Origin of the sequence: Nonlabens sp., from assembly GCF_047636915.1 — a bacterium.
Lineage (GTDB): Bacteria > Bacteroidota > Bacteroidia > Flavobacteriales > Flavobacteriaceae > Nonlabens.
Genome location: NZ_JBLIGN010000118.1, coordinates 1 through 6,115, shown reverse-complemented (window position 1 = coordinate 6,115; position 6,115 = coordinate 1). Strand labels below are relative to the sequence as shown.

Annotated in this window: 5 protein-coding genes; 2 read left to right on the top strand and 3 right to left on the bottom strand. The window is 37.8% G+C overall.

The genetic code is table 11. The features are described from left to right. Positions 1–2,533 (bottom strand): GH92 family glycosyl hydrolase (locus tag ACJAT0_RS12170; RefSeq protein WP_415181872.1); only part of this gene is annotated, 2,533 nt, incomplete at its 3' end. Positions 2,534–3,280: 747 nt separating this feature from the next. Here ACJAT0_RS12170 and ACJAT0_RS12165 point away from each other — a divergent pair. After that, positions 3,281–3,643 carry a Na(+)-translocating NADH-quinone reductase subunit F gene (locus ACJAT0_RS12165; protein WP_374002029.1) on the top strand — a complete coding sequence of 121 codons (363 nt, stop codon included), beginning with the start codon at positions 3,281–3,283 and terminating at the stop codon, positions 3,641–3,643. Between the two features lie 169 nt (positions 3,644–3,812). After that, positions 3,813–4,883, top strand: a complete 1,071-nt coding sequence (locus tag ACJAT0_RS12160) for an FAD:protein FMN transferase (RefSeq protein WP_415181871.1) — start codon at positions 3,813–3,815, stop codon at positions 4,881–4,883. Between the two features lie 88 nt (positions 4,884–4,971). Here the strand turns inward: ACJAT0_RS12160 and tnpA are convergent, their stop codons facing one another. Both tnpA and ACJAT0_RS12150 read right to left on the bottom strand, forming a co-directional pair. Further along, entirely contained in the window at positions 4,972–5,373 is a 402-nt protein-coding gene (tnpA, locus tag ACJAT0_RS12155; protein WP_415181870.1) for an IS200/IS605 family transposase, read from the bottom strand. A gap of 137 nt (positions 5,374–5,510) precedes the next feature. Then, positions 5,511–6,115: class I SAM-dependent methyltransferase (locus ACJAT0_RS12150; protein ID WP_415181869.1), on the bottom strand; the 605-nt coding region annotated here is incomplete at its 5' end.

Genomic DNA, 6,115 nt, shown 5'->3' with positions numbered 1-6,115 from the left:
CTATCAAGGCATCGTTTCCTCCAGCACTGTATTCATTTGCATATTGATGTTCTAAAACGACGGACAAATTTTTGTCGTATTTATAAAAGTCGGTCGTAACGGTAGCGCTTATTTTATCATCCTTCATTGCGTGCACAGAAAGCTGGATAGGTTCTGAAATAGTGATGGGTTTTTTATAAGGTTCAAATTTGCCTTTATTAATACTGTAAAATAGAGTGGCATCAGTGTCTATGCTGTTTAATGCTATAATGGTCGTATCAGAAAAAGAAATGTCTCCGGATTCTATATACGGAACTGCGGTTATTAATTCTTCGGTAATAGCACTTACTGGTCGGTCCTCCGCCGCTGTTGCCCATTTGGTTGGTTGTTCACTCATGTTATAGACTAGAGTTCCAGATTTGGTGATCCTGTCGTGGGTTAGGAAAGATTTGGTATAATTTGTTGTTGATTGCGCTTTCGCGAAAGCGATAGTATCAATGTATTTTCCATCTCCATTTTTAATAAAAGTAAACTGCTCGCCATTTTCTAAATGGATGGTTGCTTTATCAAATAAAGGAGTCCCAATAATGTACTCATTGCTTCCGGGAGTGACCGAATAAAAACCTAGCGAACTCATCACATACCAAGCGCTCATCTGACCACAATCTTCGTTTCCAGAAATACCGTCTGGAGCGTTGTGGTACAAAGTGGTCAGTATTTCATGAACTTTTTCTTGCGTTTTATGAGGTTTGCCGATAAAATTGTACAAATAAGCCATGTGATGGCTGGGCTCATTTCCATGCGCATACTGACCTATGAGTCCTGTAATATCTATTTGATGGCGGCCTGAAGTTTTTATCTCTGTGGTAAACAGGTGATCGAGGTGTTTTTCATAAGCACTTTCGCTGCCCATTAAATTGATATGTCCAGAAATATCTTGTGGTGCATAGAGGCTGTATTGCCATGCATTTGCCTCTGTGTAATTGAAATTGACTTCTTCAGGTTTAAATGGCGCAAACCAAGTATTGCGGAAACGACCTTGAAAAAATCCAGTCGCTGGATGGTACATATTCTTATAGTTTTGGGCTCTGCGCGTATATACTATATATTTTTCTTCGTTGCCCATTGCTCGAGCCATTTGTGCGATGGTCCAGTCGTCATAAGCATATTCTAGTGTTTTAGAAACCGATTCACTTTCTAGTTCTACGGGAATAAAACCATATTTCTTATAGGAGTCCAGTCCCAATTTATCTTGAGTCGCGCTGTGCAACATCGCTTCAAAAGCTTTGTCTACATCATAATCTCTGATTCCTTTTAAATAGGCATCTGCAATGATGGGGACGGCGTGATAACCTATCATGCAACCAGTATAATTACTACTTAAATCCCAAATAGGAAGGATACCGCCTTCATCGTATTTGGCTGTTAGGGTATGTATAAAGTCGTTGGTGCGTTCTTGTTCTATGATCGTGTATAAAGGATGCGCTGCGCGATAGGTATCCCACAAGGAGAAAACGGTGTAGTAATCAAAGTCTTTGGTTTCATGAATTTCTAAATCCATGCCTCGGTAACGACCGTCCACATCTTGATAAAGATTAGGCGCAATCATGGTGTGGTACAAAGCGCTGTAAAAGGTGACTTTGTTATCGTGATTTCCATCTTCTATGACGATTTTATTCAGTTGCTTTTCCCAAGAGTCGTCAGCGGCTTTTTTTATGGTTTCAAAGTCTCTATCGCCTATTTCGGTTTCCAGATTTTGTTTTGCGCCAGCTTCATCTACCGCACTGATTCCTATTTTAATGGTGACAGGTTCGTTGTTTGGATTTTTGAATTCTAAAGCTTCTACTTTTGGTGTAGTAACATATTTTCGATTCCAATTCTTGATGGGATGCGATGTTTTGATATAATAAAACAACATTTGATGGGTCGCCCAAGCACTGGAAAATCGTTTTCCAATAATTTCTGTTTCTGAAATAAATTGTAAATCATGTTCCAGTAATTTATCTCGGTGAGCTAAATCAAGAATTACAAATTGGTTGTCAGCCGTTGGGAATTTGTATTCGTGTATTCCAGCTCTTTCTGTAACCGTTAATCGCACATCAATATTAGTATCGTCTAGATGTACTTCGTAATATCCTGGGCTGGCTTTTTCATTATCGTGAGAGAACTTTGAGGAGTAACCTTCTTTACCATCGGCACCATTATTTAAGAGAGGTTGATTAGTAGGCATGAATAGAATGTCTCCATAATCGCTCACTCCAGTGCCGCTTAAATGTGTGTGTGAAAACCCATAAATAACAGAGTCACTATAATGATAACCGCTACAGCCATCCCATCCATCGAGGCGCGTGTCTGGACTCAATTGCATCATCCCAAATGGCATGGTCGCTCCAGGATAGGTATGTCCATGGCCACCAGTTCCTATAAAAGTGTTCACATATTCGGTCAGTGGTCTGTCAGCAGCGGCTGGCGAGTGATCTATTTTTGTTTCTTCTTTACAGGAAAAAAGCAATAATGCTATTCCAAATAGAAGTGAAATACTCTTGTTATGCATAGGATGGATGTTACGAATGTTAAATATAAAGGATATGTTGGTATGAATTTCAAATCCCACGGGAGCAATATTTTTCAGGTAGGGCATTCTGCTGTATTTGTAAAAAGGAGTCTGCGAGATTTCTAGTTACCTTATGTTTTATGTCTTCTATGGTTTTGCAGTAGCTTTTTAAATGCACAACGTACAACAACATCCATAAATTTATAGGATCAAACTCGTTTTGAAAATGGGCAATCTGCCTCAGACGTTTTGATTACAGATTTTCACTCAGATAATAATAAGGAGATAGATTCTTTTGATGCTCCCAAGTTTTAAAATTTAGAGGCATCTTTTGTCAGTCAGGGTGGCGCCAGTTTATTAAGTATGGAAGGTCTCGAAAACCCTGTGGACGAAGAGGCTATTGTTTTTTAATAGTACCTGCCTTACCCTGAATTATGTATGTATTCTAGATGCTTTTAATTCCCTAAATTACTTTCTTATTAGCATTGAAAAGTCTGAAGGGATTACTTTAAAAGGAATAGAGGTATTTATTATTTTAAGTCAAAAAGTAAAGCAAATAGAAGAGTTAGATAGCAAAAGCAGGATAAATTAAAGTAGTTTTTTATGGAGTATGTACCTTTTACAAAAAGGCTTGGTGGGAAAGTTATTTCAAGAACACTGATTCTAGAATAATTTTAACGCTTATTTTTGAGCAGCTTTTAGGTTCTTTTTTTGACTATTAAAGTTTCTACAGTTTATTTTTGCACTATGCTTACACCACTATCAAAACAGGAATTACACCAGCTTGCGATGAATATCGTAGGAAAGGAAATGGAAGAATTGGGATTTGAGTTTTTATCTATCAATTCTAAGCCTAAAAAGGATCCGCAGTTTGTAGCTTTAAAAGACAAGTTTCTACATTTTGTAGTGGTGCGAGCGGTCACGTATCCATCAAATCCTGTGGAGTACGATGAGAAGTTACTCAATATGATGCGCGATCATGGTTTTAAATATAAAGCGACCACTTATTATGCTGGCGTAGGTTTGGCCAATTCTCGCAATTATGAAGTCCCGGTGCATCATGAAGATGATTATGTGGTGAATTTTGCAGGGCTTATCGAGATCAAGTAGTGCCTAGTTTATTGAGAAATGAGGCTGATGAGTTTGAAATGAATCTTAACGCCTCAACCTTAAATCTCTATTGGTAACTTCATAATCGTCGCCGACCAGTTTTCTACTTCGAATTTGCTCCGTACAGCGGCTTTGATAAAGAGAAATACTTTAAATAAACCCTAATGAGATGAAAAAATTATTAACATACGATATGAGAACAGTTATAGTTATTTTCCTTTTGTTGTCTTTGTTTTCTTGTAAAGAAAAAGAAGTCGAAAAAGTACTTCCAGAACCTCAGGAGTTTCTGGGCAACGCGATAGGGACTACCTATTCCATAAAGCTTTTTGCAGAGGAAGAGCTTGCGGTAGAAAAAGAGGTGGATAGCATTATAGCTATGTTTAATAACTCCATGAGCACTTGGGTAAAAGGCTCGTTGATCAATAGGATTAATGCTGGAGAAGACAGTGTGCTGGTCGGTAAACCTTTTAAAGAAGTTTTTGAACAAGCACAAGAAGTGTTTAGTAAGACGGATGGGTACTTTGACCCAACGGTAGGGAACCTAGTGAACGCTTACGGTTTTGGTGCTGACGGCAAACAGGAACGCATTCCTTCACAAATGCAAATCGATAGCCTGAAGCAATTTGTAGGCTTTGATAAAATGAAACTATTCCCTTCTAAAGTGAAAGATTCTTTTTACATCAAATCAGATCAAAAAGGGATGTATCTAGAATTTAATGCCATTGCAAAAGGAACCTTAGTGGACTATATAGCAAGGTTGCTGGATGAAAAAGGAGTGGAGAATTACTTAGTGGAAGTAGGTGGTGAGCTGGTAACTAAGGGAATGAATCTGGAGCGACAAGGGAAGTGGTCTGTAGGAATAGATGACCCTAATCAAAAACCTGGAGAGCGAGTTTACGTCACGGTATTAGCACTGTCGGATTGTGCTATGGCTGGAAGTGGCAATTACCGCAAGTTTAAAATTGATCCAGAAAGCGGTCAAGAATTTGTCCATACGGTAAATCCGCTTACTGGTAAAGCACAGTCTAGTGAAGTTTTAGGAGTCAATGTGATTGCAAAAAACTGCACTCTAGCTGATGGCTATGCGACTGCTTTTATGGCCATGCCATTAGAAAAATCCAAAGCACTGCTTCAAAATCTTCCAGATGTAGATGTGGTGATTATGTATATGGATAAGTCAGGTTTGTTGCGGTTTGAAACCACACCAGATTTTCAGAAGTTTGTGAAACAGGCTGGGTAGATTTTAACCTATTTAACTTTGTAAAGCGTAAATATGCCGCTTTCCAAAGGGTAGAATTAATTCTACCCTTTGGAAAGTAAAAAAGCGCTTAATTTTCTAATTCAGGATTTACGGTTCCTTTATCATGATGTGTTTTTTGATTTCTAATATATTCTGCAATAAAGCTTACATCTTTTTTACTCACCGTAAAAGCTCCATATCCTCTAGACCATTCAAAAAAGTCACTTTGAGTTAACTCGTTCAAAAACCTAGAACTGGGTGCTTTTAAATTTTTAACCACAGATCCCATGGTTATTGTCGATGTAATTTTTAAAAGTAAATGTATATGATCTTGCATTCCATTTATCATTAGCGGCGTTAGTTCTAGCTCTAATGACTTATTCCATAAAAATTGATGCAACTGTTTTTCAAATCTGTCGGTTATTAAGTAATCACGATATTTGGTCACAAAAACTAGATGGATGTATAGTTGTAGATTATTTCTAGACAAGAAATAAAATTACATATTATTTTTTAAAGTGAAGGTAAGACCATATCAAGGCTTTGTTTTCCCTAAGGGTAGAATTAATATTACCCTTAGGGAAAACCTGTTCTTCCAGCATCATATTTTAATTTAAGAAATAAGGTTTATTTACTGACCACAGGAATTAATTCGTTAGCTGCGAGTCTATAACGATCTATTTGTTTAGCACCTAATTCCTTGGTATAATCTACTGCATTTACTGTAAAGCCTGCTTTTTCTAAGCGTTTAAAATAATCCATTCCATAAACGCGTACATGATCGTACTGACCGAAGATGCGAGCACGCTCCTTAGAATCGGTAATGGAATCATCTTCAAAAGTCTCTTCGCGATCATTTTCTAAAGGAATTTGTAGTATCGCCGTGCCGCCAGGTTTAAGTACTCGGTATATTTCTTGCAGGGCTTTATAATCGTCTGGGATATGTTCTAAGACATGGTTACAAAGAATAAAATCAAACTCATTATCAGCAAATGGAAGCTTACAAATATCAGCTAGGACATCAGCAAGTGGTGAGTTGAGGTCTGTTGTGGTGTACTCTATGGTATTGCTTTCTTTGAAGAGTTTGTAAAAACATTGTTCTGGGGCAAAGTGCAATAGCTTTTGTGGTTGTGTTAACAGATCAGTTTTGTGTTGTAGGTACAACCATAATAATCGATGACGTTCTAAAGAAAGCGTCGATGGGGAAAGTACATTCTCCCGTACCTTTTCAT